Below are 23,588 nucleotides of genomic sequence, written 5' to 3'. Positions count from 1 at the left end.
CCGGTTAGGGGGCATTATTAGTTTCTATTGTCTCATAATTATCGTATCTCCGAGACATTGAATATAAAATTAATTTGGCGATAGAGTTCTCAATTGCAACTAAAATGATTCTGAACAAAATAAATACAACTCCACCTTGCCACCAAAATAAAATGAACATAGCTATTATTATTAATAAACCAATGAAGTTGGAAATTGATTCAACATCACGACTTTTTAGTCCGTTACCATATCTTCCGAATGAGCTCGCTATCCCCACAACAAAACTTACACAAGTAAGTATGGACCATAAAATACTCGGTTCATAGAAGGAATATATTTTATTAAATATCACTTCAGAGAACTGTCTATTTACATAGAAAAGAGAAAACAAAATTAATGCATGTCTGAAAAAAGGGTAATTTCCTCTAATAGGTAGTGATGTGTTAATAAAGAAAGAAAAAACAATAGCCAAAATGTAGAATGTGAACACGTTGTAACCAAATACATAAAAAATTAAAGAATGGAAAATGAAGTAGATTAGAAATAGCCACAAAAATCTTGCAAACAGTCCGGCGTAATATCCTTGCTGCAAACCACTTTCACGAGTGTTTTCTTCCATTAATCATTTCTCCCTTTATTTCGACATTTTCTCTATCTCTAGGCTCATTTTACCGCGAATTCTACACTTATGTATATAAATTTTCCTCATTTGGGTGCTGATTGTCTCTTTTACGCCCATTTGGAACATTTTGATCGGTGTTAATCCCTTCCTGCTGACTTATCATGTTAGGTAATAACATCGTGGGAGTTGACAAAAATGATAGGGATAATGGGGGTTAAACTGGACAATAGAACGGGTGATGAGAGCGATTTTGTCGAATTTCGTCTACGTGAAGTGAACTATATTTATATGTGGTCGAAGAATATCCCGGCTTACCATACAGCGAACGGTACTTATTTGGCCCTTAGTAAACTAACGGATGTTGCCGCTGCTTATGGTAAATACGGCTTTCAAAGATACGATCAATCATCAGTTATTAATGTCGACAAAATTAAGGATAAAGTACCTCAATCAGATGGAACTTTGATCATATTTCAAGACGAAAGCAGTGTAAAAGTAACTAAAAAGTTTAAAAACTGATTTTGTCAAGGGGGGGCTAGGTATCTTTGACCCTAAAATCGTCTCCCATATTTCGACAAACAGCTACATGTTAATCTGTTATAGTTGGTTTGCGACACGAATCGTCACTAATTTTCGCATTTATGTACGTAATCTTACGTACTCATTCCCGAGAGTAGCGTTATACTACTCCAGCTGCCGCTTCCATGCATAAAGGTCGTCAATAGGCACTCTCAGAGCATCTGCAATCTTTTTGGCAACAACTATTCCCATGATATGACGCATCTTGATGTAATCATTTAGTTGCTGTTTGGGGATTCCAGATCGGTCGGACAACCATTGTTGAGTTTGCCTTAAACGATCCAAGTGTTCCGGTATGCGGCAGCTTATGGGTTTGAGTTCCATAAGCAAGACCTTTCGGAAATTTTTAGTTGATAAGAACATGTGTTCTCGTTTATTATTTAAATACGAACAACGCGGCTGCTTTCTATGACAGACAAAGGGGATGACCGCTGGTGAACAAAGAGAAAGAAAGCGTATTTATTAAAAAACTAGAAAAATTATCTCCAGCACACAAAAAAAAATTATCGAAAATGATGGTCGAGCTCCTCAGGAAAATGGGGGGCTAACATTTACTCTTTATTTATAATTATTTATTCTTTATTCTTTATTTAATCTGTCCATCAATTCTAATATGTACTTCTGGTCTTCCTCTTTGAGCTTCATGAATTTGTCTAATAAAAATCTGTCTTCATCATCTAAATCATCTTTTGTTACTTCTTCAGTGCTATAACGATCCTCATTTCTTTCTAATAAGTAATCAACACTACAATTAAAAAAATCAGCTATTAGTTGAAGTCTCTCCTGTTTAGGGAATCCCCCTTCCGTTGTCTCATATCTTCTTATAGTAGATGCAGGTAAGTCTAATTTTTTTGCCAGATCCTCCTGTGTCAATCCTCGCTCGTTTCTCAAAGATTTCAAGCGATCTTTAAAGGCCATAATCATCACCTCGTATTCCTCCATTCATTTTAATTTATAATGTTCATAAAATAAACGTTCAACTATTGAACAAAAACTATTGACAAGTTCAAAATATGAACGTATACTGTGATTACAAAGTTCATTTTTTGAACATAGGAAGGAGGACAAATAAATGCAGACACTAAAGCCATTAGATGCCTTAGTTAGAGCAAGAAAAAGCATGGGATTGAATCAAGAAGAGTTCGCAAAACGAGCAAAGCTATCAAGACCAATGCTTTCTCACATTGAACGTGGTGCAGCTCTTCCATCTCTTGATGTTGCGTATCGTATTTCCAAGGTTGCAAATATGAGTATTGAAGAGATTTTTTTTGTAAAGAACGCTCGAAAAATGAACAAAAAGGGCGCGTAACACTTCAATAATAATCCATCAATAACTTTTATAAAAGGAGGAATGAAAATGAATATTTTCAAGTTTTCACAAAACGAAGTTCGGGTCATTGAAGTTTCAGGAGAACCATGGTTTGTGCTGAATGATTTGGTTAACATTCTTGGTCTTTCAAACGCTCGGATGGTTAAAGAGCGATTAACAGATGATGTAAGTTCAACTTACCCCATCCCCGACGCACTAGGACGCATGCAAGAAACAACAATAGTTAATGAAGATGGCCTTTACGACGTAATCCTCGAAAGTCGCAAACCTGAGGCTAAAGCGTTCCGGAAATGGATTACAAGCGAGGTACTTCCTTCGATTCGTAAAACTGGATCGTACAGTGTTCAACATCAATTTCAGTTGCCGCAAACCATGCCCGAAGCCCTCCGGCTGCTGGCTGCAGAGATGGAAGAAAAGCAACAGATTCAAATTGAAAAGGATCGGCTGGCTCTACAAACGGCAGAACAGCAAGCGAAGCTGAGAGAGCAGGAAGCGCCAATCGCCATCTACAACCTTGCAATATCAGCTAAGAACACAATGACGATGCAAGAGGTTGCTAAGGCGCTTGGAACAGGCCGTACGCGTTTGTACAACATACTTCGAGAAACCGGCTTGATCATGACAAGCTCCACGCTTCCATATCAACGCTACCTTGATGCTGGTTATTTCAAAGTAGTTGAACGGCCAAGACAAAGCGGTGATTCAATCGTAAACGACACGGCTACTCGGGTGACGGCTAAAGGGTTTGATTATATCGCTCGGATGATGCAGAAGCGTAATGAAATTCACCTTGTACAGGAGGCCTAACCCCATGAACAAAGTAACCATCTCCACATCAATGTTCAGCCGAGAGTTGCTAGAGAAAATGCACCGAGAGATAGAAGAGAACAAAGGCAAGAAGAAGGCTAAGGGGGCTTAAACGATGGACGAGCTGCTAAAGCAAATCTACCGCGAGAAAAGCCAGCTAGAAGAGCACATAAAGCATAAAGAGCTAGCGGAATACGGCGGGAACAACGCCGACGATCTGATGCACTTATTCAATGGATTAATCCAATATTTCAGCAAAGGAGCTGGTAAAGATGCGGCATAGAGTCCAGCAAGTAGTAAGACCACAGCCTATAAGAAATCCGCGTAATGGCGATCCGTTTAACGGGAAAGGGGGAGTGAGAGCATGAAGGTTGATTTCATCCATAAATACGGTGGCGCTGAGTTCGCTGCAAAAATGAATATGCGGAACAAACATAATCAAGTTTTAAAGCTATTCATTGAAACGGAAGAAGGCGAGTTTGCTCATAAGTTAACCGTCGATGAAGCTATCAAACTTATTGGCGAACTTGAAGATGCGCTAGATGATATCAAACGTGCTGAGCGATATATCAAAGAAGCTGAGGGGGTAAACGCATGATAACCGTTCAAATCAACGTAAACTGGTCAATTCTCATGCCACAGCTGGCAGATTGCATTAAAGACCTAACAAGCTTTGGATACACCATGGAGGATATCAATAAATCCCTCTCAGACCGCCACAATTGGACGGAGAGCAATTTGTTTCGGCGGCAGGAGTTCAATTATGAGAATGCTAGATTCACGCTTACACAGCTTTGCAACTTGGTTGAGTTACTAACGGGTAATGACCTTTCATTTTTGGACGAGCTGCGCGGACGGATTCAAGGATTGTTGAGAGAGGTAGTGGCGGCATGATTAATAGAGAGCGGTGGCTTCCTGGTGGCGATAAGTACGAAGATCTCAAATATGACGAACGTCGCGCCTTTTACGAACGAGTAGAGGCTGAGCAAGAGGACATTCTAGCAGCTCTTAAAACTCAGGTAAGCTGCTGGACGGAGAACACGATGGAAAACGGTGACGAACCGCTAATTAGCGATTTTCTGAACGAATATCCAGAGTGGGATCACGAACAATTGCATGGCTTCATCACAAAGGAGCGTGACCGCATTGAATCTCTCATTTTGCGAGATCGCCAGAATATGGCGGCATCGTCCTAACGGTGAGCGGATAGCTAAATTGATGCTGCTTAACCAGCACAGACGCATGAGAGTGCAAAAGAAAAAGGCGCAGTAGCACCTGCGCCAAAAATCACCAATTGTCGAAAAAGGTTACCCCTATTTTAATACGAAGGCGGTGATTGTGCAATGGAAACAAAACGACAAATCGTCCTTCGCCATAAATCCGGCCTCTACTTCGGGAGAGATACAGAGTTAACCAAAAAATTATGGAGTGCTTGGCGATGGTATCCAGAGCAATTCGAAGTATGGATAGAGGCCTCTATATACGCTCCGAAAAATAAAGACGAATTTGATCCAATTGAGGTTGAACTGGTGATTAGGGAGGTAGAACAAAATGAGTGAAAACATGAAGGTTTATGAGCAGGTTCGTGCAGTTCCTCCGGAAGCATTGAAGGCTATAAACGGTGGACGGTTGAAGGGCATGAGCGATATTAACCCCATGTGGCGCATTAAGATGCTTACGGAGATGTTCGGTATGTGTGGTATTGGATGGAAAACCGAGATTACCGACAGGCGTTTAGAACATGGATCGGGAGATGAAGTTGTTTGCTTTGTCGATATCCTGCTCTACGTGAAAGTGGATGGAGAGTGGTCGGCTCCTATTCCTGGCATGGGAGGAAGTTCATTCGTAACAATGGAGCGCAATGGGCTTTATACGAGCGACGAGTGCTTCAAGATGGCATATACGGACGCTATCAGCGTTGCTTGTAAGTCTCTTGGTTTCGCAGCTGACGTTTACTTTGCAAAAGATCGCACTAAATATTCAGACCAAGAAGATAAAGCGCCACAATCCCCACAAGGCTCGCAGAACAATTATGCAAATCAACCAAATCATAATACCCAAATGCAACCACAAGATCCTAGTTCGGCTCCTGCGTCTCCTAACAGGAACTCTGTATTATCAGAGGTTGCATCAGGCGCACAGCTTGGCATGATCGGGCGGCTCAAAAACGAGAAGAAAATCAGCGATGACGATTATCGCGAATTACTGGTTGCTAAATTCAACCTTAGCAGTTCAAAGGAATTGAGCAAGAAGCAAGCTAGTGAATTCATTAAATACTTACAGGATGCGGTGTAAACATGGGATTACCATTCAACCCTGTTCCAAAGCCCTCATATGCCCGTAACAAGCCCACAGCTAAACAGCGTGGGCAAATCACCACAAAGGTTCGCAGAGAGCTTAGAGAGCGCTCAGGAGGCATATGCGAACGATGCGAATATAACCTTGCAGTCCATGCAGCGCATTTAGTCCGGCGGTGGCAGATACCCGAAAAGACAACGGTAAAGCTGGTCGCACATTTATGTCTTGGGTGCCATACGTGGGCAGATACCACTAAGGGCGGTAGAGAGTGGCTGAAAGCATTTAAAACCAAATTGGAGGCGAAGAAAAATGGCTAAAGCTAGATTCACTTTAACAGTAACAGTGGAACGGGAAATTAATCCTCGAAATTATTTACCATTTATTCCTCTAGAGGGAACAGATGAAGAACGAATTGCAGTAGATATAGAAATTATCCAAGATAGTCACTTTCTCATCCTTGACGATGACAACGCAATTTATGAGGTTAAAGGCGAAATCATTCAGGAGGATGCGAAATGAACGATACGATCAGGCAGATAAAAGAAGCGTTGGAGAAGGCGACACCGTATCCATGGAGTTTTCAAAAAATAGAAGGTGATGAATTCGACGAGGGGGCATTTGTTGCCAAAAACGACGAAACAATATGCTCATTTGGCAGTTCTGAACAATTCTATCCTACCAGTGGAGAAGCGCCAAACAAACATGATGCTCACCTAATAGCCAACGCTCCAACATGGCTGCAATGGGCGGTAGAAGAACTGGAGAAGGCACAAACACTAGCAGAAGATTATTCCGATCGTTACTTGGATGCAATAAGGACATTAAACGAGACTCGTGATGAACACAAGGCCATGAAAGAAGCATTGGAATGGATTGAGGAATGCGGCGTTGATTACCAGAGCAATAACAAAGCCCGTTCCGTCCTCTCTTCTCTAAAGGAGGAATCTGAATGAACTATCGAGTTATTAAGGACATAGATGATGGCTGGGAAATTAGTGCCAAGATTGGAGATATACTACATGTCCAATGGTGGGAAGGAGCTCCAACTTTGATGAAAGGTAAAAAGGCTGTGTGTGACAAGGATAGTAAGTTAGCTAATGAGAACTGCGAGCTCATTAAGGAGGAATCAGCAAATGAAGAAGTTAGATAAGGATAAGCTACTGGAATGGCTGAATGAACAATATGATGATGAAAATTTTCCAATTTCACAGGCGAGAGCTTACCAGCGTGTGATTAGAGAGATTCAATCAGACCGTTTTGATATCAAGGAGGAACAATCCAATGATTGATATACCAGCAGGACGCGAGTTGGATGAACTGATTGCAACGAAGTTGATGGGGTGGGAGCAAGGAGAGTCATGGGGAAGTGCTTATTGGGTTGACTCAGATGGTTGTATCCGCTTCGAAATAAAAAAATTTAAACCGTCTCTCTATTGGGAAGATATGCGCCTAGTGGTAGAAGAGATGCATGGACGGCGGGGGTATGATTTCACCCTCGAATGGTATGGAAATAGATACATCTCATGGTTTGGCTCAATGCAATCAGTCGGAGCAGACACCGCACCTCATGCAATTTGTCTTGCGGCTCTATCAGCTCTAGAGGGGGAATCGGAATGAATTATAAAACGTGGTTTGCAGGAGATTCGCGAGTAGAAACATACATGCATCCTATCAGCGAGGCTATTTCAAGACATATTTCAAAAGGTGATTCATGGACTGATATTTACAACAGATCATACGAAGCGGTTTTTAAGGCTATTAAAGATCAAGAATTGAATGTTCTTGCCAATAAAAATAATCACGCCATAGACCGAGCCTTAGCAGCAGAGAAGGAACGGGACGAGCTGCGCGAACGTGTTGAGAAACTAGAGAAGGAACTTGTCGCTCATAAATGCCCTGATTGTGCGGTAACTGATTTTGAATACTGTCCAGAACATCATAGTGCTAGAACTGAAATTTGGTCAGGTGGTGATGGTTGGTAATGAAACATCCTAACGAATCCGGCCAACTACAGCAAATGAAAATCCGTCACAACTGGCTGCAACTATGGATATGGAAATGGCGGTACTTGCGCAAAGAGAAGAAAGGACGTAGTAGAGAAAATGGAATTTATTAATATACACCGTATGCTCCAAGCTGGATCGGAACCTACGGAATGCTTGGAAGGCAAAGAGCATGATTTCAAGCACGTATTGCACGTTGACGGAGCTGAGATACATGCGAACGTTTCTCAGTGTCAGCATTGCAGTCAGTACGTTAAAAAGACGTTTCAGCGGTCTAAGGAAAGTCGCCAATATTGGGATTAGGGGGAGAGTCAATGAAAGAGTTAGCTATGACCAAAGAACAATACGATCTTGTGATAAAGGAGATAGAGGAAAATCATTATTTTGGCAAATCTTTCTCCACTGCTCCTAATAGCAAGCATATCAAGTATGTCCGTCCTAATTGGGATATGCGAGACGGAATGTGCTTTTCCATTCAGTTTGACGGTTTAAGTTGTGGCATGGGCGGTAAAGCGTTTGGTTCAGGACATCTAGAGTCAGAACCTCTTTATGATCGAGTCATGAACTGGTTAAAGAGCGATAATCCTGCACTTATTCCTCGCGATGGTCGACACGCATAGAAACGCCCTTTAGATAAGTGAAAAGGAGTGCATGCGAATGAGGTTTATTAAATATCAGTTGATACTTGAAGATTTAAATGAAGACGTTTTTAACGAGAAGTTTGGTGATGACGGATTTTGGAACGAAATAGAAGATGAGGACATTAAGTATGGGATAGAAGGATTTGGAATAAGTCGTAGCGATAAAGTAGTTGTTATGGGCGAGATTAGAGGTAACAACTCCAGTTTGTGCAAAGGACTTTTGTCTGAATTCAAACAATGGTTGAAGAATGAATACAAGAGCAAAATCACAGAGCGCTTAATTGCTTCAGGTAAACTTATTTAATCTTTATCTTCTGCAACATACTCTAGCAGATCACCAGGAGTGCAATTGAATCGTTTGCAGAGGGCGTTGAGGGTTTCGTAATCGATGCCGCCGCCCTCACCATTGAATATCTTGGCTAAGGTTCGACGAGAAACACCGGTTTCTTTTTCGAGCTGGGAGAAGTTTTTGACTTTATGTAGACCCATCATTTCCGACAACTTTGGTTTTATCATACGATCACCTATTAGATTATTAGTTAATCCTATCATACCCATATAGCTTCATAAGTAAACGATATAAGCCAAATCGGTAAGCATATATACCAAATTGGTTGTTATATGATACAATGACGTCATAGTAAATAATAGGAGTGATGAAAAATGAACAAGCCTAAAAACATTCCTTATCGGTTGGACGAGCATGAACATAAACGGCTAAAAATGTTCTGTGTCGAACATGGTATTCCGATGCAGCAGTTTCTTGAAAAGGCTGTACAGGAGTACATGAAGAAATGGGCGGTGTAGTCCAATGTCAGGCGCATTCCAAACAAGCAGAGAGATATTCGGGAGCCCCATATGGAAAAACATCGTCGATTTCCGGATGTTCTTCCTAATCTACGGTAATGCGGTATTCTCCGATGAAGGCGTAAGGCTAGCTGATGATCTTGATTTAAAGCGCGGTGAATGGTGCCGATCCACTCGTAAGCTGCAAGAAGATTTGCAGTATATCGAGAACCGGCAGATCAAGACATATTCTACTTCCGTTGTTAACCGTTGCATAAAGAGGTTGGTTGACATGCAGATGATATGCACGAGAACGCACCAACTTGGAACAGTGTTTACGGTAGTGAATTACGAGAAGTATCAAGGACTTTCCAACTACAAGAAAGACAACTTGGAACGGAACTTGGAACACTCGGGGAACAGTGGAGGAACACTCGGGGAACACTCGGGGAACAATAATAAGAATGTAAAGAATGCTAATAAGGTAAAGAATGAAAAAAAAGAAGTAATTAAAAAAGAATATGCGCCTTACATCTTCCTGACGGAAGACGAACACTCCAAACTGACCGATTTATTTTCTGAAGATGAATTACAAGGATGGTTTCTCAGATACGCATCATGGATTAGTGGTCAATCCGAATCGGTTCAGAAAAAGAGAAGCGCATACTTCTCCATACTTAACTGGCATCGAGATGAACAGAAGAGACCGAAACAGGTATTTCAACCGCAATTATCCAGTTATCAAAAAACTAAAAGTAGGCTAGATCAGATGCTGGCTGAAGAGGAGGCGAAGAAGAATGGAGCGCGAGGATATTATCCGACTGGTACGGATCCTTTCAGCTAACTACCGTAAATGGCCTGAAGAAGGCAAGGAAGACGATGTCATATCACTTTGGGATATGATGCTATCTGACTTATCACTAGATGTGGCAAAGAAGGCGGTTCAGTACCATTTAAGCCGGTCTGTATATCCTCCGACCGTTGCGGACATTCGCGAAGCTGCCGCCAAGGTTTCGAATCCGCGCACACTCGATTGGATAGAGGCATGGGAGAAGATCGGAACGGCAATTCGAAGGTTTGGTTTCTACCGCGAGAAAGAAGCCTTGGAGTCCATGCCTGACGAGGTGGCTCGGATGGCGAAGCAATTCACATGGCGCGAATTATGCCTAAACGAAAACATCGACACGCTCAGGGCTCAATTTCGGATGGCATGGGAGACGCAAACCAAACGGAACAACGAGCAGCGCATCTTACCACTTGAGCTGATGGATGCTTTAGAAAATCCAATGCTGGTAAAGAGGTTGGTGTGAAATGGACAGGGCGACGATCCTAGCGCGTATCGAAAAGTCTCGATACTACCTTGACCGGTTGGACTTGACCAAAGGGCAGCGAGAAAAGGCAGAGAAGCTAAGGGGCGAGTTGAGCGCGCAGTTGAAAGAGTTGGAATATTCCGACGAGAGAGTTATCAAATCTATCAATGCTATTCGTGAAATGCTGAAAAAATAATCGGTTAGAGGGGCGGCAAAGGTGCCAAGTAAGAAACAAAACTTGCAGGAGAAGAAAGAAAGTGAAATAAATTCAGCATGGAATCTATGGGAGATGATCCTATACAGCAAGCTAGAAGGAGATAGATACGGATTAGATTACCTCATAGAGCAGATCATCCATGATCTATCATCAGCAGGATTGCCTAAAAAGAAAGGTAGAGTATTCGTCCAGCAGCAGATGGATGAAATGATTGAGCAGATTCGGGAAAACAAATTGGCTCGGAAGAGAGCCGGCTAGGAGGAAAACACGATGAAACCAAAACCAAAAGTAATATCCCTAGAAAAAGCAAAAAGAAAGCGTAAGGGTAAGGTAAAGGTTAACCAGTATAACGGCGGGGGGAACGATAGCGCATGAGAGAGATTAAATTCAGAGCATGGGACAAAGAAAGAAAAGAGATGCTGCCGGTAACATTGATGGATTGGCCTCAATGGTGGGTGAGTTGCGAACCTGTTCTTGAAGGCGTGATTCAACCTTCGGATTATGGCGAGAGAAACAGCTTCAAAAACGAAGAAACGGATCGCCATATACTTATGCAATACACAGGCCTAAAGGATTGTGAAGATCGAGAAATCTATGAAGGTGATGTACTGGAATTTGTGATATTCGACCATGAAGGCGCAGATTCAGGAGTGTTGAAAAGAAGCGTCAAATGGGCAAGTGAAGCAGCTTCGTTTGTTGTTGGTGAGGAAGAATGGTGGATGTTCTTTATTTTAGCCAATGATGACGGAGCAAAAATAATCGGAAATATCTACGAATCCCCTGAACTATTAAACAAGGAGGAATCACCATGAAAAACCATTTAGTATTTGCAAACAAAGGTTTCATCAGCGCACCTATGAGCGCGCTAGAAGCATATCGGTACAGTTACAATCTCAAATTACTGGGTAACGAAAACGTAATGGTTCTGTCGGAACGGGATTTAGCCGGTTATCATGCCTGGAAAGGGGTGTAGGGATGCAACTAACCGTAAACATTGCGCCGATGGGCTGTGTTCGAATGACGCGGCGAGGGAAATGGACGAACGCATACGCTCAAAGGTACCTAGCCTATAAGAACACAATCGCATGGGCGGCACGAGAAAAGGTTAAGAAGCCGATAGAATCGCCAGTAACGGTAAAACTGACATTTTACTTTCCAATCCCTCCATCTTGGCCGAAGTGGAAGAAGCAAGAAGCCCGCGAGGGTAGGATACGGCCAACGGTTAAGCCGGATATCGACAATATCGTGAAAGGCTGCTTTGACGGCATGAACGCGATTGTGTGGAAAGATGACAACCAAGTGGTCGAGGAATCCAGCAGCAAGTGGTACAGCGATCATCCAAGAATCGAAATTGAAGTGCTGGAGGTATCGGCATGAAGGTATTCCGAGACATTGAAAAATACATCGTTATAAACGGCACTCATTTAGCTCTTACAAAGGACAATGTAGCGGTAGGGTACATCATACCAGTTGAGAACCTTCCTAGACCGCGTAAAAGGCTCGTATAGGCGTTTAAATCGTTAGGACGGTAATTTGTATGTATGATATACAGCGTGTCTCTATGAGTCTTGTAGAGCGTTTAAAGTGATAGGCGGTGATCGCGTGAAAATCACATGCGTATTCTGCAATGGTACAGGGAAGTTCAAACACATTAACGGCAAGTGGTACCGCTGCTATTGTGTGAGGGTTAAATAATTCAGTGAATTGGCGGTGAACGTGGGATGACTCCAGAAGAAATCGAAAAACTAAAACAAGAGCGCGACGCTTGTTACTGGTTCGTGAAGCGTTATTACATGACATATTTGCATTACCACAACAAGCGCGAAGACATTTCTCACAACGAACAATTTTTTATGTGTGGAGACGCAAACGCAATAATTGGAGAAATTGAAGGCAAGGCTCCGAATGGTGCGAATGTGGAAGTCGAGAAAAGTTTTAAGTAATTCAATGAATAGGTGGTGTTCATGAATGAGCAATCTTGGATTTGGATTGTGGCACGAAGGCGGTAATCCATCCTGTTACGCAGCTCCTAAAAAGAGGTACACCAAAGAGGAGTTCGAAACCGAGTGTGTTGAAGAAGCTGACGGGTATTTCGAGTTTGGAGAAACGAGAGAAGGGTTTGCAAGGTGGTACCCCATAGCTCCTGAAGGAGTGGACATAGAGGGTGGGTGCTACTCTTTCTGTAAAGAAGGCAAGGGAGCATTTCCTGTTTGGATAAAAGACGTCAAAGTATCTGAATGAATAGGCGGTGTAAATGAATGGAACGGTTAAATATCGAGGATGGTAAGCATTCGAAATTGCTAGAGGAAATCGAAAGTTTAATGAACGAAGGAGAAACACTTGACGTTGTTTTCTTTGACAGCGTTGGTGGAGAGCCGGAGCATAAGATTTATACAAGGACAGCTGTAATAAATTGGGGTGGAGAATGGCTCATTCTACAAACGCACGATTGGGTTGGCGAGTCGGACGTTCATACCGTGCGTATTCCAGAAGCAGTTGTGAAATTCATGTGTTCTGACCTTTTGGCAAGGTCGATTTATTGTGAGGGATACCAGATTTCATCAAGCGGTGAGCGCAGGCGAATCAAGCTTTAATTCGGTGAAACATATTGAATAGCAAAGGAGCGAGGACATGGAAAAAGTAGTCGGGATTAGAGAGACAGAGCAGAAACTGCGGCAAGAAATCGAAACATTGAAACTCCAATTGGAATCAGTAGAACGTGTGACCAATCGGACTTTGTCGAGGATGGACTCGCAAATCAAACATTATCGTGGGGCATTGCGAAGGATCGTTTGTTTGAACACACCAATGCCTGATGAAGTGTTCGAAATCGCTAATAACGCATTGGAAGAAGACAATTACTAAGCGGTTCGACGATACAACATAGTGAATATTGAGGATCATGGAGGGGTTAATTTGAAAGTTGTATATATCTCCGGGCCAATGACCGGTTATGAAGAACTTAACTTTCCAGCGTTTTTTGAAGCAGAGGAAAAGTTACTATCACTCGGATATAAAGTAATCAACCCAGCACGGATTGAACAACCGAATAAGGATTGGGCATCGTGCATGAAACGTGATATTGCTGAAATGATGGCAGCAGATACAGTGGTGACTCTGTCAGGGTGGGAAAAATCAAAAGGGGCAACTATTGAGGTTGAGTTAGCCAATAATCTCGAAATACAAGTTGTTGAGATTGGGAGCCTTGTTACTAAACCAGCTTGAACATAGAGGAATAAAACATCACCTGAAAGGGGGCATCCATCCCAAATGGAGAGGGCACCGCCATGACTATATATAGCACAATACTGACGTAATAACCATTAGTGAAATAAGGTATAAAACAGTCTTAAACCCTTGATAATACTGGAAAATTAGCACATTTTGATGTATACTATATGTAGTACTATTATGATTCGGAGGGATAACATGAGCGTAGTCGAAACAGAAAGCCGAGAGGTGCAAATTAGCAACTTGAAAGTGCAGATTGAGAACTATGAAAACGAGCTTGAGTTGCTCAATTGTGAGCCGAACAAGAATGACGCGCAGCTGAATGCAATATCTGCAATTGAAACGGAGCTTGAAACGGCGAAGGCAAAACTTGCTGCTATCAAAGGGATGGAACAGGCGGCAGAAATCGAGGTTCAGGAGTCGCTTGAAGCTTTGAACATTCCAGGCACAGATGATGTCATTTCGCTGGCGTTGCTGATCAACTCGGATGATATCCCGTTAGAAGATAAAATCGCAGTTATCAAACACCATGTGCAGGTTAAACAAGTGAATGCCGCGGTAGTGAATGCTAGCTTGCGCAGTCAGTTGTTGGACGTTGAAAAGAAGAACGGCAATTTGGAGATGCAATTGGCTTCAAAGGACGATGAAATCTTTAAACTGACGGAAGAGAACGACGATCTGCAGCGGAAGTTAAGCAACGCGGCGGCACAGCTTGAAGAAGAACGCGGAGACAAAAAGAGATTGGGCGAAGAAGTGGAGAAATTGCGTGAGCAATTAACCAAATCTTCGCTACCAACCCAAACCGATCTTAACATGTCTTCGGCAGAATTGGTACAAAAAGTAAAAGACGCTCAAAAGCCAATCATTAATCTGCGTTGGGAAGACGAAATCAAGCACGTTTACTATCTGGCCGAACTTGCTGAAACAGGGGAGACGGTTCGATTCCACTATTTCAACAAAGGCTTGTATAGGGAGGTAACAGCCGAAGAGGCTGAGACATTTCGGAAAGAAGCTGAACAGGCTGCTGCAGAAAGCCAAAATAACGCTATTCCAGATAACACACTGGTAACCGATTATCCGGAGGTTCCCAAGGATTTGTTTCCCGAGAGCGCAACCGACGGAGTGGATGAAAACCAATCTATACGAGAAGATGATGCGCCGCCTACTCGCGCAGAATTCGAAGCTTTGAGCGCTGAAGTCGCTGAAATTAAACGTGTGATCGGCATTAAAGCAGCTTAAATCAATCAGCAGTCAGCTCACCGCAGCCAAAATGTTTTTTACGGTGGGCTGATTGCATTTACAGGGTGGTGTGAACATGAGACGGGAAAACGTTACAGAACTCCTTAAAAACTACCGTAGCTACAAATACGCAATCAATCGATATGATCGACATAAGCCGGGAGCGGCTGCGGGCGTTGCTAGTTACGATGCAATGCCAAGCGGTTCGGGGGCATCGGAATACTTCTTTGACCTTAACGCTCGAATGGCCGATATGGGCACGACGAATAACGCCGATTATAAAGACTATCTGGAATATAAACGTGTCGTACAGGACATTGAAGGCGGATTAGACGAACTGACTGATGAAGAACAAAGCGTTGTGCGCCTGAAGTGGATGGAAGACATGAGTTTACGAGATATTGCCAAACGAAAGCAATACAGCGTCGAAACGGTCAAACGAAACCATAAACGTGCGCTTGAGAAGCTTGGCATCTGTTACCGGTTTATCAAAGTGCCGCAGATCGAACCGGTCACGTTGAGAGGTTCGGAACACTACCACCATCAGGAGAATCCGAATAACCGCCTGACACTTTTGTGACACTTTTTTGACACTAAAGTTTGCACTTTTTTGACACTTTACCCATGTTAAAATGTTTGTGTAGGATGCTGTGATGAACGTTCCCGATGATCACGAGCCGTTCACACGTATCGTTCTGGCAGCTCGCTGAACTGGCAAAGCGCACCCTGCGCCCATTCGGCGGCTGTCACTGAATTCGGTGACTAGCATACCTTTAGCCAGACAGCCTGCCGGTATGCATCACATAAACGTACACTTAGCTCAGTTGGGAGAGCGAATGGGAATAACCATTTATGACACTGGTTCAAATCCAGTAGTGTGCATTCGGTTGAAACCATCTGACGGTGACAAAAGAGCAAGAGGGAATGGGTTACCCGTTCGGCCGTCGATGGTTCACATAAAATAACTCGGTTGTCCCCACGCAAGATAGGGCGTACCGGTTATGATTGACACGCATAAATTTAAAACTCTGCAAGGAGGAGCCGCCTAGTAACCGGTTCCTTTTTTGCGTTTATAGAGGTGAATCATGAGTGAGGAACAAATCCAGAAAGCCATTGATCACGGTCTTGAACCCGATTCAATCAAAGTCGAGGATGTCCCCTTGGGAACGGGTGAGGAAGCGGCTGGGAAAAGCGTTAAGCAGGTTTCGGGAAAAATGAAGGTAGGGAATCAGCTCATTGATGTTTCGTGGGAAGTAAAATCAGAAGAGTGAGGTGATGATTATGGCAGTAGGTAAGTACGAAACACATATTAAGCCCAAACTACTGCTGATAGAAGCGTGGGCGAGAGATGGGTTAACAGATGAAGATATCGCAAAGAATCTTGATGTAGGCGTATCGACATTTCATGCTTACAAGAAGGATCATCCAGAGTTGGTAGAGTCCTTAAAAGTATCGAAGGATGAAGCTGACATAAAGGTTGAAAATGCGTTATATAAACGAGCTATTGGTTATGAGTATGACGAGGTTACACAGGAGCCGATTTATAATGCTGTAACTGGAGATCCTATTTTAGACGAATATGGGGAGCCAAAGATTGCAATAACCAAGATTGTTCGAAAGATGGTCAACCCTGATACGACCGCGCAAATATTCTGGCTAAAGAATCGCAAGCCTAAACAATGGCGAGACAAGCAGGACGTTGAACATAGTGGATCGGTTACAACTGAGGTAAAACACGATTTGAAGAAATTGAATAGCGCGGAGTTGATGCAGCTTGAGCAAATTATTGCAAAATCTGCCGACACTGAGTGAAGTCCAGAGAGCGAGAGCTTTCGTGGACTTTTCTTATTTTATGGACTACGACAAGAACACAGAGGGCTCACAAGATGCAGACGGCAAGCACTTGGATGTACTTGACCAGCATTTGCAGGACGTGTCAGAAGGGCGTATAAAGCGGCTGATCGTTACAATGCCGCCACGGCATGGCAAGAGTGAGCGAGTTTCTAAGAAGTTCCCTGCTTGGCACATTGGGCGTAATCCCAATGATGAAATGATAATTGCATCGTACTCAATCGATTTGGCGCGAGACTTTAGCCGAATATCGAGGGATACATTCACGAATCATGGTGATGTGTTCGAACATCCGCTTGATCCTAACAACAAATCCTCCGAGTCATGGGGTATTGCAGGTTATCGCGGTCGTATTACAGCTGCTGGTGTCGGTGGTGCGATAACTGGTAAGGGCGCACGAATAGCAATCGTTGACGATCCTATCAAGAACCATAAGGACGCACAATCTGAGGTTATACGAGAAACGCTATGGGGCTGGTATCAATCGACTCTGTACACTCGTTTAACGCCAGATGGTGCGATCATTGTCGTTCAAACGCGCTGGCATGAGGATGATTTAGTAGGGCGGTTACTTGCTGAGGAAGAACGGCAGATTGCAGATGGTACGCACGTAGGTGAGCGGTGGACGGTAATCAACTTTCCTGCAATCGCTGAATCAGATGACTTTTTAGGCCGTGATATTGGTGAACCATTATGGCCTGAATATGGATTTGGTGCTGATCAGCTAGCAAAGATCAAATCAGAGGTTGGCTCATATGTGTTTAATGCCCTGTACCAACAACGACCGGCAGCGGCTGAGGGCAATATGCTCAAACGGCAATGGTGGAAGTATTACGAAGAGCTACCACCTATTGCGGTTCAACTGATTACCGTGGACGCAGCATTCAAAGACGGTGATGACAATGATTACGTTGTCTTACAGGTATGGGGGAAAGCTGGCCCTGATATGTACCTAATAGACCAAATACGCGATCATATGAACTTCCTAGCTACCTGCCAAGCGATCCGCAATATGGCTGCCAAGTATCCATCAGCTCACGTTAAATTGATCGAGGACAAGGCGAATGGATCGGCAATCATTCAGACGCTCAATCTGGAAATGTCGGGGATCATCCCAGTAAATCCAGAGGGTGGAAAGATTGCTCGAGTTAATGCGGTTTCGGCTGCGATAGAGTCTGGACATGTTTACCTTCCTGCTAACCGTACATTCATTGATGATTTCATTGACGAGTGCGCTAGTTTCCCGAATGGTAAGCATGACGATCAAGTAGATGCTATGTCACAGGCGCTTCATAGATTCATTTACTACAACGCAGGATTGAAGAAAGAAGAATACCCTGATACCTCTATGGAGGCGCGTATACGCCGAAACATGGCGACAGGAGGACACAAGTCCAAACGAAAGGGGGCGAACTTACTATGATTGAGGTTGTCATTATGGCGCTTCTATTTATCATCACAATTCTGCTGGTTGACCGGCACTTTGTACAGCAACGTATGGGCGATGCAGTCAAAGGGGCATATGAGGATATGCGAAGCCAACAAGAGTTATGGATACAGGAACGATCCGAACTGCTTGATCGGATACAGTCTACTTCATTCCAAGAGTTTAAAACGCAACAAGTACGGACTATCAAAGCTCAGAACAAAGAGCCGGAACAACCGGCAGTTCAACTACTATAGGGGGTTAACCAATGAGACTTTACCGTTACACGATAGGGCATACGGAACTATACAGCGCAGCTGATAATGATGAAGAAGCATATGAGCGAAGAACTGAAGTCGATCCTACATTCGGTTGGACACCAGTGGTTATTGAAGAGGTCAAACTCGAAGGCTATGAAATCACGGTTACACCATTAAACGGTGAACCATCACGTAACAGAGGCGGCAGGCCAAGAAGAGAGGTGTAGTCGATGGCAGCACCTACAAAAGACGATTCTCGTACGGGTGGACACTCGAAGGTTGTACAGAACGACGAGCCACAAACGCGAGATCAATGGGTATCATACGTCGAGAACAAGATCAAAGAGGCTACCAACTGGATTGAGCGGCGGCAGATGCTGGTCAACCTTAACTATTATGTGGGCAACCAGTGGATAGTATGGGACAACAACCAAAGACAGGTTGTTACGGCTCCGAATCCTAACAACCAAGAGAGGATTACCCATAACGTTCTGGCTGCACGGGTAATGGCTAAGCTGGCGAAGCAGACAAAGAACCGAATTAAGTTCGATGTACGACCGGACACCAATAGTCAGGAGCGAATCGAGACAGCGAAAGCCGCTACTAAGTACGTCCGAGTTTGGTGGGATGAACAAGAACTGGACTTGCTGACTCGTGACATTCACCTTAACGACAATGTTAAAGGCTGGTGCGCTCTCAAAATCGTGTTTGATAACACGAAAGGCGTTGATATTACTCCGGATGGCGAAGAATCCAAGATATATACTGGCGAGATTACGGCGCAACTCATTGATCCGTTAACGTTGTATCTTGATCCTGCTGCAACGACAGAGGATGGTTTACGGTGGGCGGTGGAAGAAACTCCAAAAGATATAGATTATATCTTCGCTAAGTATGGGGTGAAGGTGTCGCCTGACCAAAACATCAACTACATGTCGGCCTATGACGTTACGCAGACAGCTTCTAGCGGTCTTACAACGCAATCTCAGACGCGCAAGACAACGAATATGGCGATGGTTCGTGAAATGTGGATTGCGCCTTGTAACGAGCATCCGAAGGGTTTGAAGATAACTTGTACAACTGGCGTGCTCCTTGATTATGACGATGCAGCCGGTGAGATTCCATACACCCTATTTGGTGATATTCCAGTACCTAACACTGTGAAATATCGTTCGTTCCTGCAAGATATGATACCGATACAGCGTACCATCAACATCGCTAAAACGATGATGGCTACGCATATGAAGAGAATGGGTAACAGTATGTGGGCTATTCCGATGGGGTCTGATGTTGATGAAGAGATGCTGACCAATGACGAAGGCGGTATGTTCTATTTTAACGCCATGAATGGGTCTCCACAGCGCATCCCACCTAATGATATTCCAAGCTTCTTCGACCGGATTCTTGAGTACATGATACGCGATTTGGATGATATGTCCGGCGTTCGGGAAATTACAGGCAACGCGCTCCCGGCTGGGTTGGATACTGCATCCGGCTTGTCACTCATGGTTGAGCAGGAAAACGAAAAACTAGCTGTTACTGCACAAGGGTATGAGCGCGGTATGAAAAAGGTTCTGAATCGCGTACTGCGTCTCATGAAAATGCATTATACAGAAGAGCGGCAGGCGAAAATACTCGGTCCCGACAACGAAATTGAACTCGTTAGCTTCCGGGGCTCTGATCTTTCTGGCGAGGAAGACATTAATATCGTCTCGGGATCTTCGCTCCCTGAAATGCGCAGTGCTCAAGAGGATAGAATAATGACGCTCTGGAATGCTGGCGCAATAGTAAATGACTCGGGGCAACCTGATTCTAATAAACTGCTGAAACTCATGGGAATGGGTGACTCCAAGCATCTCTATGAAATGGACATGCTGGACGAAAACAAGGCCAAAATGGAGAACAAGCAGTTTAAAGACATGGGTGAAAACCAGCAATTGTATGTGGCTGCGCAAAGAATTAACGGACAGCGCGAACAAATCATGCAGACGAACCAACAAATACAGATGGAAGCACAGAACGGCGGCATTCATCCCAATGCTGTCGGCGCTATGATGCAGCAAGTTCCGCCTCCGCCTGAGTTTATACCGTTTGTGAGGGACTTCCAAAACCATGAGATTCACGTTTTCAATCATAACCTGTTCCGTAAATCTTCCGAATACGAGCGGTTGCCGTTTGAAGTACAGCAAATGGTGGATTCGCATATCGCAGACCATGAAAGAATCCTGCAAGAACGTGCGCAGAGTATATCTCCACCGCCTGATATTGCAGTAAAACAGGAAGCAAACCAAATCAAGCGTGAGCAAGTGCAGAATGATGCGAAGAATGACGCTGAGAAGAACCAAATCGAAATTATGAAAGTTCAAGCTGGTCAGCAGCAAGCCGTTGCCAAGATGGCTCATGAGTCGAGAATGTCGGAGCAGAACCATAACTCAGCATTCCAGCAAACAATCCTCAATAGCCGCTTGAAAGGTGGTGATAACAATGGCTAAAGCAGGTAATCCGGGTAGCGGTAAGAGCTGGAAAACAAGCGATTTTAAAGACGTTATCATGACCGACAACAAAATTGCCGCCAGCATGGGGCAGAAAACGGACGATTCCAGCCGTTCTAAAGGCGCTGCGATCACCGATTACAGCAAAAAATAATAAAGGAGTGGTCAACAATGGGTAAATGGACAGCTTCACAGTTCGGAGTAAGTAAAAACGGTGTTAGCAACATCAGCGGTACTGACTATAACCGGTCAAACAACAGCACGGATACGGCATCGACCAAATCCGGTCAAACAAGCTGGAACAATTCGAGCGCTACGCAGTCCGGTCAGACGCAAATGGGCAACAGCCGGTCGACGAAATCATAATCAGCAGGGCATCCGAAGAGCATCGGGTGCCCTTTTTCATGCAGTTAATTCGTAACGGGCGTTAATGATCTAGTGCCGCCGACTAGAAAGGGGAAAGGGGAAATGGATATGCCAGCATTTTTAGCAAGACTGTTTAACTCGTTCCATATGGACGCTGACACGGGCGTAGAAGTACCGACTGGTACTGAGGGTGCCGCCGACCCAAGCGCACAGGAACAACCTCCTTCGCCTTCTGGTGACATTACTGCCGAGCCGCAACAAGCGGACGAACGCACAGAGAAGGCCTTTGCAAACCGCCTAGCTTCTGAACGCAAGAAATTGGAAGCGGAGTTTGCGGAGAAGTACAAGGACTATGACACATTGAAGGATGTTAGTGAGTACTTCCGGCAAGTAAACAACTTTGATGATGTGTTGTCCATGAAAGAACAGATTGAGCTTCAACGTTTGCAAGAACGGGCTGCTGTTTCTGATATTCCGGTAGAGGTGCAGCGCCGCTTGGAAGAGTTGGAGAGCCGTGCAGAACGAGCCGACAAGCTCGAGCAAGAAAAGGAACTCCAAGACTGGTACCGCGATTTTCGTAATGGTTTGGAGAAGTTCGCGGGAGAAAAGGGTGTCGACGCAAATGAACTCGAGAAGTTCATGTCCGACAACCAAATCACTAATAGCGAGATGGCCTATCGTGCAATGACCTTCACTGATGCGGAAGCTCGGAAGGAAGAAATCAAGCAACAGGCCATACAAGACTATTTAAATAGCAAGAAGGCTCCAAGAGTTGAAGGAGCTGCCACGCCGGGATATATCCCTCCAGCAACGCCAAAAACATGGAAAGAAGCCACTGCAGGAGCGCTTGAAATGATTCGTTCTATGCGACAACAACAATAAGGAGATGAATTAAATGCCAGCTAACTTAACTACCTTTGCAGACGTACTGAAAGTTCAATACCTTCCGGTGATCAAAGAGCAAGTAAACAACGGATCTAACTACTTCATCATGGAGTTGATGAAGAAAGCGGAGAAGATCGACGGAGACGGCAAGAACTTCTCGATCACTCATCACTTTGGTCGCAACAGCGGCGTGGGTTACACGACTGAGGCCGGTGCGTTGCCGACAGCAGGAAACCAAGGTTACAAAGCATCCACTGGTAACGTTTCATACCTGCATGGCCGCTTGCAAATCACGGTTGCAATGATCGAAGCTTCAAAGCGTGATGAAACATCGTATCTCCGCGCAATGCAAGCAGAGGTTCAAGGCCTTACGGCAGACCTGCAGAACCAAAAACGTGTAGCAACTTACGGAAATGGCACAGGTGCAATTGCTACATTTCCGGCGAATGCTTCGGGAACAACGCTTGTTGTGTACGATGTGAAGCCGTTCTATATCGGGCAGATCATCGACATTTACACGCTACCTTCTACTTCCGTAGTAACAGCGCGCACGATTACAAACATCGATTACACAGCAAAAACAATCACAATTTCCGGTGGAGCAACTGCAACTACTGCTGGAGATGTGGCTATTCCGACTGGTTCTTTGAACCTTGCACCAATGGGATTGAGCGGCATCATTTCTGATACGCTGACGCTCCAAGGGCTTACAGTAGCAGCGCAGCCATGGTGGAAAGCGAATATCCTCGCTAACGGTGGTACAGGACGCGCAATATCTGACGCGCTGCTTCGTTCGATGGTAGACCGCGTAGATGTTGTATCTGGTAAAAAGGTAACATTCTTATCCACTAACCATGGCGGACGTGCGGCGTATGAAGCTGTACTGACAACGAATAAGCGCTATACAAACGTTATGGAGCTTGAAGGCGGTTATAAGGCGTTGGAGTTCGACGGATTGCCATTGCTGGCAGATCGCTACCACCCGAACACATCGGCTACTACCACTTCCGTATATTGCGGTAACTTCGACGACCTCGGCTGGTATTACACAGCAGACCTCCAATTCATGGAGGAAGACGGCTCGATGTTTAGCCGTGTACCAAATACGCCAGCGTACGAAGCTACGGCATACTGCTACGAAACAATGGTCTGCCACGCGCGAAACGCATTCGGCAAGCTGGATGACATCACAATGCCAGCTGGTTACTAGTCACTTTAAAGGGAGGCTGCGAGCCTCCCTTTTCTTATATCTTCAGTCATTAG

46 protein-coding genes and 1 tRNA gene are annotated in these 23,588 nt (G+C 44.3%); 43 read left to right on the top strand and 4 right to left on the bottom strand.

Annotated elements, in window-relative coordinates; translation table 11 throughout:
* Window positions 1-4: 4 nt before the first annotated feature.
* A complete protein-coding gene (locus tag GOM71_RS08975; protein WP_156280047.1) occupies window positions 5-601 on the bottom strand; it encodes a hypothetical protein in 597 nt (198 codons plus the stop codon).
* Between the two features lie 198 nt (window positions 602-799).
* On the opposite strand from GOM71_RS08975, the gene GOM71_RS08970 reads away from it, so the two are divergent.
* A complete protein-coding gene (locus GOM71_RS08970) occupies window positions 800-1,123 on the top strand; it encodes a LytTR family transcriptional regulator DNA-binding domain-containing protein (RefSeq protein WP_156280045.1) in 324 nt (107 codons plus the stop codon).
* A gap of 165 nt (window positions 1,124-1,288) precedes the next feature.
* Here the strand turns inward: GOM71_RS08970 and GOM71_RS24945 are convergent, their stop codons facing one another.
* Both GOM71_RS24945 and GOM71_RS08960 read right to left on the bottom strand, forming a co-directional pair.
* Complete coding sequence (locus GOM71_RS24945; RefSeq protein WP_173275428.1) at window positions 1,289-1,507, bottom strand: helix-turn-helix transcriptional regulator; 219 nt, start codon at window positions 1,505-1,507, stop codon at window positions 1,289-1,291.
* Window positions 1,508-1,762: 255 nt separating this feature from the next.
* The gene (locus GOM71_RS08960) at window positions 1,763-2,107 is read right to left on the bottom strand and encodes a helix-turn-helix domain-containing protein (RefSeq protein ID WP_253944771.1); all 345 of its coding nucleotides are present in this window, start codon (window positions 2,105-2,107) and stop codon (window positions 1,763-1,765) included.
* Between the two features lie 148 nt (window positions 2,108-2,255).
* Here GOM71_RS08960 and GOM71_RS08955 point away from each other — a divergent pair, with 148 nt between their 5' ends.
* The 16 genes from GOM71_RS08955 (at window position 2,256) to GOM71_RS08880 (ending at window position 8,566) form a co-directional block, all read left to right on the top strand.
* The gene (locus GOM71_RS08955; protein ID WP_156280039.1) at window positions 2,256-2,492 is read left to right on the top strand and encodes a helix-turn-helix transcriptional regulator; all 237 of its coding nucleotides are present in this window, start codon (window positions 2,256-2,258) and stop codon (window positions 2,490-2,492) included.
* 48 nt (window positions 2,493-2,540) lie between these two features.
* Entirely contained in the window at window positions 2,541-3,320 is a 780-nt protein-coding gene (locus tag GOM71_RS08950; protein ID WP_173275423.1) for a phage antirepressor, read from the top strand.
* Window positions 3,321-3,435: 115 nt separating this feature from the next.
* Window positions 3,436-3,603, top strand: a complete 168-nt coding sequence (locus GOM71_RS08945; RefSeq protein WP_156280035.1) for a hypothetical protein — start codon at window positions 3,436-3,438, stop codon at window positions 3,601-3,603.
* Between the two features lie 81 nt (window positions 3,604-3,684).
* On the top strand, window positions 3,685-3,918 hold the full coding sequence (locus GOM71_RS08940) for a hypothetical protein (protein ID WP_156280032.1): 234 nt from the start codon (window positions 3,685-3,687) through the stop codon (window positions 3,916-3,918).
* Window positions 3,915-4,214 (top strand): hypothetical protein, encoded by a 300-nt coding sequence (locus tag GOM71_RS08935; protein ID WP_156280030.1) that lies wholly within the window; start codon window positions 3,915-3,917, stop codon window positions 4,212-4,214. Before GOM71_RS08940 ends, GOM71_RS08935 begins: the two co-directional genes overlap by 4 nt.
* Window positions 4,211-4,516 (top strand): hypothetical protein, encoded by a 306-nt coding sequence (locus tag GOM71_RS08930; RefSeq protein WP_156280026.1) that lies wholly within the window; start codon window positions 4,211-4,213, stop codon window positions 4,514-4,516. Before GOM71_RS08935 ends, GOM71_RS08930 begins: the two co-directional genes overlap by 4 nt.
* A gap of 147 nt (window positions 4,517-4,663) precedes the next feature.
* The gene (locus tag GOM71_RS08925) at window positions 4,664-4,879 is read left to right on the top strand and encodes a hypothetical protein (RefSeq protein ID WP_156280021.1); all 216 of its coding nucleotides are present in this window, start codon (window positions 4,664-4,666) and stop codon (window positions 4,877-4,879) included.
* Complete coding sequence (locus GOM71_RS08920; RefSeq protein WP_156280019.1) at window positions 4,872-5,615, top strand: hypothetical protein; 744 nt, start codon at window positions 4,872-4,874, stop codon at window positions 5,613-5,615. Before GOM71_RS08925 ends, GOM71_RS08920 begins: the two co-directional genes overlap by 8 nt.
* Before the next feature lie 312 nt (window positions 5,616-5,927).
* Window positions 5,928-6,137: a hypothetical protein gene (locus tag GOM71_RS08915; RefSeq protein ID WP_156280017.1), complete on the top strand. Its 210-nt coding sequence runs from the start codon at window positions 5,928-5,930 to the stop codon at window positions 6,135-6,137.
* Window positions 6,134-6,571 (top strand): hypothetical protein, encoded by a 438-nt coding sequence (locus GOM71_RS08910; protein WP_156280015.1) that lies wholly within the window; start codon window positions 6,134-6,136, stop codon window positions 6,569-6,571. The genes GOM71_RS08915 and GOM71_RS08910 overlap by 4 nt, the downstream gene beginning before the upstream one ends.
* Window positions 6,568-6,768 (top strand): hypothetical protein, encoded by a 201-nt coding sequence (locus GOM71_RS08905; protein ID WP_156280013.1) that lies wholly within the window; start codon window positions 6,568-6,570, stop codon window positions 6,766-6,768. Before GOM71_RS08910 ends, GOM71_RS08905 begins: the two co-directional genes overlap by 4 nt.
* Window positions 6,752-6,907 (top strand): hypothetical protein, encoded by a 156-nt coding sequence (locus GOM71_RS08900; RefSeq protein WP_156280011.1) that lies wholly within the window; start codon window positions 6,752-6,754, stop codon window positions 6,905-6,907. Before GOM71_RS08905 ends, GOM71_RS08900 begins: the two co-directional genes overlap by 17 nt.
* Window positions 6,900-7,235 (top strand): BC1872 family protein, encoded by a 336-nt coding sequence (locus tag GOM71_RS08895; RefSeq protein ID WP_156280009.1) that lies wholly within the window; start codon window positions 6,900-6,902, stop codon window positions 7,233-7,235. Before GOM71_RS08900 ends, GOM71_RS08895 begins: the two co-directional genes overlap by 8 nt.
* Window positions 7,232-7,600, top strand: a complete 369-nt coding sequence (locus GOM71_RS08890) for a hypothetical protein (protein WP_156280007.1) — start codon at window positions 7,232-7,234, stop codon at window positions 7,598-7,600. Before GOM71_RS08895 ends, GOM71_RS08890 begins: the two co-directional genes overlap by 4 nt.
* Before the next feature lie 335 nt (window positions 7,601-7,935).
* Window positions 7,936-8,241, top strand: coding sequence for a hypothetical protein (locus tag GOM71_RS08885; RefSeq protein ID WP_156280005.1), 306 nt, complete (start codon window positions 7,936-7,938; stop codon window positions 8,239-8,241).
* 37 nt (window positions 8,242-8,278) lie between these two features.
* Entirely contained in the window at window positions 8,279-8,566 is a 288-nt protein-coding gene (locus GOM71_RS08880; RefSeq protein WP_156280003.1) for a hypothetical protein, read from the top strand.
* Here GOM71_RS08880 and GOM71_RS08875 read toward each other — a convergent pair.
* Window positions 8,563-8,778, bottom strand: coding sequence for a helix-turn-helix domain-containing protein (locus GOM71_RS08875; protein WP_216651741.1), 216 nt, complete (start codon window positions 8,776-8,778; stop codon window positions 8,563-8,565). The genes GOM71_RS08880 and GOM71_RS08875 overlap by 4 nt on opposite strands.
* Before the next feature lie 147 nt (window positions 8,779-8,925).
* On the opposite strand from GOM71_RS08875, the gene GOM71_RS08870 reads away from it, so the two are divergent.
* The 26 genes from GOM71_RS08870 to GOM71_RS08745 all read left to right on the top strand — a co-directional run bounded on the left by GOM71_RS08870 (window position 8,926) and on the right by GOM71_RS08745 (window position 23,535).
* The gene (locus GOM71_RS08870) at window positions 8,926-9,069 is read left to right on the top strand and encodes a hypothetical protein (protein ID WP_156279993.1); all 144 of its coding nucleotides are present in this window, start codon (window positions 8,926-8,928) and stop codon (window positions 9,067-9,069) included.
* A gap of 4 nt (window positions 9,070-9,073) precedes the next feature.
* Window positions 9,074-9,892: a hypothetical protein gene (locus tag GOM71_RS08865; RefSeq protein ID WP_156279991.1), complete on the top strand. Its 819-nt coding sequence runs from the start codon at window positions 9,074-9,076 to the stop codon at window positions 9,890-9,892.
* Complete coding sequence (locus tag GOM71_RS08860) at window positions 9,846-10,358, top strand: replicative helicase loader/inhibitor (protein ID WP_156279989.1); 513 nt, start codon at window positions 9,846-9,848, stop codon at window positions 10,356-10,358. Before GOM71_RS08865 ends, GOM71_RS08860 begins: the two co-directional genes overlap by 47 nt.
* 1 nt (window position 10,359) lies before the next feature.
* On the top strand, window positions 10,360-10,554 hold the full coding sequence (locus GOM71_RS08855) for a hypothetical protein (RefSeq protein WP_156279987.1): 195 nt from the start codon (window positions 10,360-10,362) through the stop codon (window positions 10,552-10,554).
* Between the two features lie 21 nt (window positions 10,555-10,575).
* Window positions 10,576-10,833, top strand: coding sequence for a hypothetical protein (locus tag GOM71_RS08850; RefSeq protein WP_156279985.1), 258 nt, complete (start codon window positions 10,576-10,578; stop codon window positions 10,831-10,833).
* 113 nt (window positions 10,834-10,946) lie between these two features.
* Window positions 10,947-11,387, top strand: a complete 441-nt coding sequence (locus GOM71_RS08845) for a YopX family protein (RefSeq protein ID WP_156279983.1) — start codon at window positions 10,947-10,949, stop codon at window positions 11,385-11,387.
* A complete protein-coding gene (locus GOM71_RS08840; RefSeq protein WP_156279981.1) occupies window positions 11,384-11,548 on the top strand; it encodes a hypothetical protein in 165 nt (54 codons plus the stop codon). The genes GOM71_RS08845 and GOM71_RS08840 overlap by 4 nt, the downstream gene beginning before the upstream one ends.
* 2 nt (window positions 11,549-11,550) lie before the next feature.
* Window positions 11,551-11,952, top strand: coding sequence for a RusA family crossover junction endodeoxyribonuclease (locus GOM71_RS08835; protein ID WP_156279978.1), 402 nt, complete (start codon window positions 11,551-11,553; stop codon window positions 11,950-11,952).
* Window positions 11,953-12,296: 344 nt separating this feature from the next.
* Window positions 12,297-12,518 carry a hypothetical protein gene (locus tag GOM71_RS08830; protein ID WP_156279973.1) on the top strand — a complete coding sequence of 74 codons (222 nt, stop codon included), beginning with the start codon at window positions 12,297-12,299 and terminating at the stop codon, window positions 12,516-12,518.
* Between the two features lie 25 nt (window positions 12,519-12,543).
* On the top strand, window positions 12,544-12,816 hold the full coding sequence (locus GOM71_RS08825) for a hypothetical protein (protein WP_156279971.1): 273 nt from the start codon (window positions 12,544-12,546) through the stop codon (window positions 12,814-12,816).
* A 17-nt stretch (window positions 12,817-12,833) separates the two neighbouring features.
* Window positions 12,834-13,169: a hypothetical protein gene (locus GOM71_RS08820; RefSeq protein ID WP_156279969.1), complete on the top strand. Its 336-nt coding sequence runs from the start codon at window positions 12,834-12,836 to the stop codon at window positions 13,167-13,169.
* A gap of 37 nt (window positions 13,170-13,206) precedes the next feature.
* Entirely contained in the window at window positions 13,207-13,440 is a 234-nt protein-coding gene (locus GOM71_RS08815; RefSeq protein ID WP_156279967.1) for a hypothetical protein, read from the top strand.
* 51 nt (window positions 13,441-13,491) lie between these two features.
* Window positions 13,492-13,800: a DUF4406 domain-containing protein gene (locus GOM71_RS08810; RefSeq protein ID WP_156279965.1), complete on the top strand. Its 309-nt coding sequence runs from the start codon at window positions 13,492-13,494 to the stop codon at window positions 13,798-13,800.
* A 204-nt stretch (window positions 13,801-14,004) separates the two neighbouring features.
* Window positions 14,005-15,045 carry a coiled-coil domain-containing protein gene (locus GOM71_RS08805; RefSeq protein ID WP_156279963.1) on the top strand — a complete coding sequence of 347 codons (1,041 nt, stop codon included), beginning with the start codon at window positions 14,005-14,007 and terminating at the stop codon, window positions 15,043-15,045.
* A gap of 76 nt (window positions 15,046-15,121) precedes the next feature.
* On the top strand, window positions 15,122-15,625 hold the full coding sequence (locus GOM71_RS08800) for a sigma factor-like helix-turn-helix DNA-binding protein (protein WP_156279961.1): 504 nt from the start codon (window positions 15,122-15,124) through the stop codon (window positions 15,623-15,625).
* 229 nt (window positions 15,626-15,854) lie between these two features.
* A tRNA-OTHER gene (locus GOM71_RS08795) sits at window positions 15,855-15,927 on the top strand.
* A 203-nt stretch (window positions 15,928-16,130) separates the two neighbouring features.
* Window positions 16,131-16,316, top strand: a complete 186-nt coding sequence (locus GOM71_RS08790) for a hypothetical protein (RefSeq protein ID WP_156279959.1) — start codon at window positions 16,131-16,133, stop codon at window positions 16,314-16,316.
* 10 nt (window positions 16,317-16,326) lie between these two features.
* On the top strand, window positions 16,327-16,857 hold the full coding sequence (locus GOM71_RS08785; protein WP_156280216.1) for a transposase: 531 nt from the start codon (window positions 16,327-16,329) through the stop codon (window positions 16,855-16,857).
* A complete protein-coding gene (gene terL / locus GOM71_RS08780) occupies window positions 16,820-18,319 on the top strand; it encodes a phage terminase large subunit (RefSeq protein WP_156279957.1) in 1,500 nt (499 codons plus the stop codon). The genes GOM71_RS08785 and terL overlap by 38 nt, the downstream gene beginning before the upstream one ends.
* The gene (locus GOM71_RS08775; RefSeq protein WP_156279953.1) at window positions 18,316-18,579 is read left to right on the top strand and encodes a hypothetical protein; all 264 of its coding nucleotides are present in this window, start codon (window positions 18,316-18,318) and stop codon (window positions 18,577-18,579) included. Before terL ends, GOM71_RS08775 begins: the two co-directional genes overlap by 4 nt.
* 11 nt (window positions 18,580-18,590) lie before the next feature.
* The gene (locus GOM71_RS08770) at window positions 18,591-18,809 is read left to right on the top strand and encodes a hypothetical protein (RefSeq protein WP_156279948.1); all 219 of its coding nucleotides are present in this window, start codon (window positions 18,591-18,593) and stop codon (window positions 18,807-18,809) included.
* A gap of 3 nt (window positions 18,810-18,812) precedes the next feature.
* Window positions 18,813-21,074 (top strand): portal protein, encoded by a 2,262-nt coding sequence (locus GOM71_RS08765; protein ID WP_253944765.1) that lies wholly within the window; start codon window positions 18,813-18,815, stop codon window positions 21,072-21,074.
* Window positions 21,067-21,228: a hypothetical protein gene (locus tag GOM71_RS08760; protein WP_156279946.1), complete on the top strand. Its 162-nt coding sequence runs from the start codon at window positions 21,067-21,069 to the stop codon at window positions 21,226-21,228. Before GOM71_RS08765 ends, GOM71_RS08760 begins: the two co-directional genes overlap by 8 nt.
* Window positions 21,229-21,245: 17 nt before the next feature.
* Complete coding sequence (locus GOM71_RS08755) at window positions 21,246-21,440, top strand: hypothetical protein (RefSeq protein ID WP_156279944.1); 195 nt, start codon at window positions 21,246-21,248, stop codon at window positions 21,438-21,440.
* Window positions 21,441-21,542: 102 nt separating this feature from the next.
* Window positions 21,543-22,322, top strand: coding sequence for a hypothetical protein (locus GOM71_RS08750; protein ID WP_156279942.1), 780 nt, complete (start codon window positions 21,543-21,545; stop codon window positions 22,320-22,322).
* 13 nt (window positions 22,323-22,335) lie between these two features.
* Window positions 22,336-23,535 carry a phage major capsid protein gene (locus tag GOM71_RS08745; protein ID WP_156279940.1) on the top strand — a complete coding sequence of 400 codons (1,200 nt, stop codon included), beginning with the start codon at window positions 22,336-22,338 and terminating at the stop codon, window positions 23,533-23,535.
* Window positions 23,536-23,588 lie beyond the last annotated feature (53 nt).

This window comes from Paenibacillus sp. NEAU-GSW1 (genome assembly GCF_009737085.1).
Taxonomy (GTDB): Bacteria; Bacillota; Bacilli; order Paenibacillales; family Paenibacillaceae; genus Pristimantibacillus.
Note: the sequence above shows the minus strand (reverse complement) of the source record. Positions and strands in the feature narration are given on the sequence as shown.

Coding starts and splice junctions, on each gene's coding strand:
- GOM71_RS08940 (WP_156280032.1), top strand. CDS start 3,685: ATGAAGGTTGATTTCATCCATAAATACGGTGGCGCTGAGTTCGCTGCA.
- GOM71_RS08950 (WP_173275423.1), top strand. CDS start 2,541: ATGAATATTTTCAAGTTTTCACAAAACGAAGTTCGGGTCATTGAAGTT.
- GOM71_RS08915 (WP_156280017.1), top strand. CDS start 5,928: ATGGCTAAAGCTAGATTCACTTTAACAGTAACAGTGGAACGGGAAATT.
- GOM71_RS08760 (WP_156279946.1), top strand. CDS start 21,067: ATGGCTAAAGCAGGTAATCCGGGTAGCGGTAAGAGCTGGAAAACAAGC.
- GOM71_RS08775 (WP_156279953.1), top strand. CDS start 18,316: ATGATTGAGGTTGTCATTATGGCGCTTCTATTTATCATCACAATTCTG.
- GOM71_RS08970 (WP_156280045.1), top strand. CDS start 800: ATGATAGGGATAATGGGGGTTAAACTGGACAATAGAACGGGTGATGAG.
- GOM71_RS08910 (WP_156280015.1), top strand. CDS start 6,134: ATGAACGATACGATCAGGCAGATAAAAGAAGCGTTGGAGAAGGCGACA.
- GOM71_RS08935 (WP_156280030.1), top strand. CDS start 3,915: ATGATAACCGTTCAAATCAACGTAAACTGGTCAATTCTCATGCCACAG.
- GOM71_RS08905 (WP_156280013.1), top strand. CDS start 6,568: ATGAACTATCGAGTTATTAAGGACATAGATGATGGCTGGGAAATTAGT.
- GOM71_RS08800 (WP_156279961.1), top strand. CDS start 15,122: ATGAGACGGGAAAACGTTACAGAACTCCTTAAAAACTACCGTAGCTAC.
- GOM71_RS08920 (WP_156280019.1), top strand. CDS start 4,872: ATGAGTGAAAACATGAAGGTTTATGAGCAGGTTCGTGCAGTTCCTCCG.
- GOM71_RS08930 (WP_156280026.1), top strand. CDS start 4,211: ATGATTAATAGAGAGCGGTGGCTTCCTGGTGGCGATAAGTACGAAGAT.
- GOM71_RS08755 (WP_156279944.1), top strand. CDS start 21,246: ATGGGTAAATGGACAGCTTCACAGTTCGGAGTAAGTAAAAACGGTGTT.
- GOM71_RS08840 (WP_156279981.1), top strand. CDS start 11,384: ATGAAAAACCATTTAGTATTTGCAAACAAAGGTTTCATCAGCGCACCT.
- GOM71_RS08865 (WP_156279991.1), top strand. CDS start 9,074: ATGTCAGGCGCATTCCAAACAAGCAGAGAGATATTCGGGAGCCCCATA.
- GOM71_RS08890 (WP_156280007.1), top strand. CDS start 7,232: ATGAATTATAAAACGTGGTTTGCAGGAGATTCGCGAGTAGAAACATAC.
- GOM71_RS08900 (WP_156280011.1), top strand. CDS start 6,752: ATGAAGAAGTTAGATAAGGATAAGCTACTGGAATGGCTGAATGAACAA.
- GOM71_RS08785 (WP_156280216.1), top strand. CDS start 16,327: ATGGCAGTAGGTAAGTACGAAACACATATTAAGCCCAAACTACTGCTG.
- GOM71_RS08820 (WP_156279969.1), top strand. CDS start 12,834: ATGGAACGGTTAAATATCGAGGATGGTAAGCATTCGAAATTGCTAGAG.
- GOM71_RS08870 (WP_156279993.1), top strand. CDS start 8,926: ATGAACAAGCCTAAAAACATTCCTTATCGGTTGGACGAGCATGAACAT.
- GOM71_RS08855 (WP_156279987.1), top strand. CDS start 10,360: ATGGACAGGGCGACGATCCTAGCGCGTATCGAAAAGTCTCGATACTAC.
- GOM71_RS08880 (WP_156280003.1), top strand. CDS start 8,279: ATGAGGTTTATTAAATATCAGTTGATACTTGAAGATTTAAATGAAGAC.
- GOM71_RS08765 (WP_253944765.1), top strand. CDS start 18,813: ATGGCAGCACCTACAAAAGACGATTCTCGTACGGGTGGACACTCGAAG.
- GOM71_RS08945 (WP_156280035.1), top strand. CDS start 3,436: ATGGACGAGCTGCTAAAGCAAATCTACCGCGAGAAAAGCCAGCTAGAA.
- GOM71_RS08830 (WP_156279973.1), top strand. CDS start 12,297: ATGACTCCAGAAGAAATCGAAAAACTAAAACAAGAGCGCGACGCTTGT.
- GOM71_RS08815 (WP_156279967.1), top strand. CDS start 13,207: ATGGAAAAAGTAGTCGGGATTAGAGAGACAGAGCAGAAACTGCGGCAA.
- GOM71_RS08925 (WP_156280021.1), top strand. CDS start 4,664: ATGGAAACAAAACGACAAATCGTCCTTCGCCATAAATCCGGCCTCTAC.
- GOM71_RS08770 (WP_156279948.1), top strand. CDS start 18,591: ATGAGACTTTACCGTTACACGATAGGGCATACGGAACTATACAGCGCA.
- GOM71_RS08805 (WP_156279963.1), top strand. CDS start 14,005: ATGAGCGTAGTCGAAACAGAAAGCCGAGAGGTGCAAATTAGCAACTTG.
- GOM71_RS08835 (WP_156279978.1), top strand. CDS start 11,551: ATGCAACTAACCGTAAACATTGCGCCGATGGGCTGTGTTCGAATGACG.
- GOM71_RS08895 (WP_156280009.1), top strand. CDS start 6,900: ATGATTGATATACCAGCAGGACGCGAGTTGGATGAACTGATTGCAACG.
- GOM71_RS08860 (WP_156279989.1), top strand. CDS start 9,846: ATGGAGCGCGAGGATATTATCCGACTGGTACGGATCCTTTCAGCTAAC.
- GOM71_RS08975 (WP_156280047.1), bottom strand. CDS start 601: ATGGAAGAAAACACTCGTGAAAGTGGTTTGCAGCAAGGATATTACGCC.
- GOM71_RS08825 (WP_156279971.1), top strand. CDS start 12,544: ATGAGCAATCTTGGATTTGGATTGTGGCACGAAGGCGGTAATCCATCC.
- GOM71_RS24945 (WP_173275428.1), bottom strand. CDS start 1,507: ATGGAACTCAAACCCATAAGCTGCCGCATACCGGAACACTTGGATCGT.
- GOM71_RS08745 (WP_156279940.1), top strand. CDS start 22,336: ATGCCAGCTAACTTAACTACCTTTGCAGACGTACTGAAAGTTCAATAC.
- GOM71_RS08955 (WP_156280039.1), top strand. CDS start 2,256: ATGCAGACACTAAAGCCATTAGATGCCTTAGTTAGAGCAAGAAAAAGC.
- GOM71_RS08875 (WP_216651741.1), bottom strand. CDS start 8,778: ATGATAAAACCAAAGTTGTCGGAAATGATGGGTCTACATAAAGTCAAA.
- GOM71_RS08885 (WP_156280005.1), top strand. CDS start 7,936: ATGAAAGAGTTAGCTATGACCAAAGAACAATACGATCTTGTGATAAAG.
- GOM71_RS08845 (WP_156279983.1), top strand. CDS start 10,947: ATGAGAGAGATTAAATTCAGAGCATGGGACAAAGAAAGAAAAGAGATG.
- GOM71_RS08790 (WP_156279959.1), top strand. CDS start 16,131: ATGAGTGAGGAACAAATCCAGAAAGCCATTGATCACGGTCTTGAACCC.
- GOM71_RS08960 (WP_253944771.1), bottom strand. CDS start 2,107: ATGATTATGGCCTTTAAAGATCGCTTGAAATCTTTGAGAAACGAGCGA.
- GOM71_RS08750 (WP_156279942.1), top strand. CDS start 21,543: ATGGATATGCCAGCATTTTTAGCAAGACTGTTTAACTCGTTCCATATG.